The 1,998-nt window shown below is 72.0% G+C and carries 3 protein-coding genes; 1 reads left to right on the top strand and 2 read right to left on the bottom strand.

Features of this window, described 5'->3' with window-relative positions:
• The coding region (locus ACWEN3_RS45885) for an oligopeptide/dipeptide ABC transporter ATP-binding protein (RefSeq protein ID WP_452984307.1) at nucleotides 1-490 on the top strand (490 nt) is incomplete at its 5' end.
• Between the two features lie 65 nt (nucleotides 491-555).
• On the opposite strand, the gene ACWEN3_RS45880 is transcribed toward ACWEN3_RS45885, so the two are convergent.
• Together ACWEN3_RS45880 and ACWEN3_RS45875 are read right to left on the bottom strand one after the other, a co-directional pair.
• Nucleotides 556-1,311 (bottom strand): class I SAM-dependent methyltransferase, encoded by a 756-nt coding sequence (locus ACWEN3_RS45880; RefSeq protein WP_452984305.1) that lies wholly within the window; start codon nucleotides 1,309-1,311, stop codon nucleotides 556-558.
• A gap of 236 nt (nucleotides 1,312-1,547) precedes the next feature.
• Nucleotides 1,548-1,998, bottom strand: a 451-nt coding sequence (locus ACWEN3_RS45875) for an oligopeptide/dipeptide ABC transporter ATP-binding protein (protein ID WP_452984304.1), incomplete at its 5' end; no start/stop codon positions are given.

Raw genomic sequence — 1,998 nt, 5'->3', positions numbered from 1 at the left:
GAACCTCCTCCAGCAGGTGCAGAACGACCTGGGCATCGCGTTCCTCTTCATCGCCCATGACCTGGCGGTGGTCCGGCACTTCTCGCAGCGGGTCGCGGTGATGTACCTCGGCAAGATCATCGAGGTGGGCGACCGCGAGTCCATCTACACCCGCCCGCGCCACCCCTACACCCACGCCCTGCTGTCCGCCGTCCCCGAGGTCAACCTCGCCGACGGTGACGCGGCCGCCCGTGAGCGCATCCGCCTGGCCGGGGACGTGCCGTCCCCCATCTCCCCGCCCTCCGGGTGCCGCTTCCGCACCCGCTGCTGGAAGGCCCAGGACAAGTGCGCGACCGAGGAGCCGCCGCTGATCCAGCTCTCCGGGAACCGCGACAGCCACCTGACGGCCTGCCACTTCCCGGAGGAGCCGACGATCGAGGGCCGGGACGAGGACATCGTCCTGGACCCGGCGCTGGCGGCGCTGGAGGACACCGGCACGGGTGAGGACTAGGACGACGGCTCCGGCACCGGCGAGGACCGGGGCCCGTCCGGCGGATCGCGTCCGCGGCGGGATCCCTAGCGCAGGCCCCCGCCGGCCGGCGTCGCCACGGTGACTATCTCCGGGCTGGCGGGGGTCAACGGCCCCCGCCCCCAGTCCCCGTACTGCTCCGCCACCGTCAGGCCGGCCTCCGTGAGGAAGCCCCGCAGCGCCTCGGTGTCCAGGAAGCGGAGCACACTGTGGCTGACCCGGGGGGCGGCCCAGCGGTCGCTGTCGAAGGTCTCGGTGAAGCGCACCCGCCCCCCGCTGAGCCCGTCGCCCCGGACCTCGTGCCACACCCGTACGGCGGTCCCGTCGGCGGCGGTGGCCTCGTGCACCCGCTCCGGCGTCCACCGCTCCCAGGCGCGGGCCGCCGGATTGCGGGTCTCGAACACGAACCGCCCCTCGGAGCCGAGGGCCGCGCGGACCGCGCGCAGACAGCCGCGGATCTCCTCGTCCCCGACCAGTTCCTGGAAGGCGTGCCCGGTCATCACGACGAGGTCGAACTCCGCCGCCCACCGGCGTACCCGGGTGTCCCCGAGCACCCACTCCACGTCCGGCCGGGCCCGCCGCGCCTGTACGAGCATGGCGGCGGCCGGATCGAGCCCCATCAGCCGGCCCGGATGCCCCTCGGCCCGGGCTCTGCGCAGCAACTGACCGGTGCCACAGCCGACATCCAGCACCGAGCGTGCCTCCCGCACCAGACCGAGGTAGAAGTCGTCACCCGGTCCCCAGGGATTCAGGCTGTCGTAGAGCCCGGCGAGCGAGAGATCAGCGAACGAGTGATCCACCACCGCGGCAGTCTGACATACGTTCCTGAACGGTGCGTCAGTTTCCCCGGCACTTCCCGAACTCTTGCCCGCCGAGAAGCCGTCGGGAGGGCCGCACCGCGTTCGGGGATCCGGACAGAGCGAAGGCCCGCGCCTTGGGGAGGCACGGGCCTTCGTCCCTGGATCGGACGTTCACGGGCTCGGGTCAATGGGCCGGAGAAGGTCCGTCCGCGAGGTACGGCTGACGGAAAAGGGGTGTGTCAGGCCGCGGCCTCGGGGTCCATGGGAAGACGGGGAGCCGGGATGACTTCCGTGGTCTCAGGATAGTGGCATGCGGTGAGGTGGCCGGGCTTGTTGCCGTCGGCCTGGACCAGCGGCGGGGCCTCGGTCGCGCACTTCTCCGTCGCCTTCCAGCAGCGGGTGCGGAAGCGGCAGCCGGAGGGCGGGTTGATGGGGGAGGGCACGTCGCCGACCAGGCGGATGCGCTCGCGCGGCTCCTCGTCCACCGTCGCCTCGGGCACGGCGGAGAGCAGGGCCCGGGTGTAGGGGTGGCGCGGGTTCTCGTACAGGTCCTCGCGGTCGGCTACCTCGACGATCTTGCCGAGGTACATCACCGCGACGCGCTGCGAGAAGTGCCGCACGATCGCGAGGTCGTGGGCGATGAACACGAAGGCGATGCCGAGTTCCCGCTGCACCTTCTGCAGCAGGTTG

This window comes from Streptomyces sp. NPDC004561 (assembly GCF_053602155.1).
Note: the sequence above shows the minus strand (reverse complement) of the source record. Positions and strands in the feature narration are given on the sequence as shown.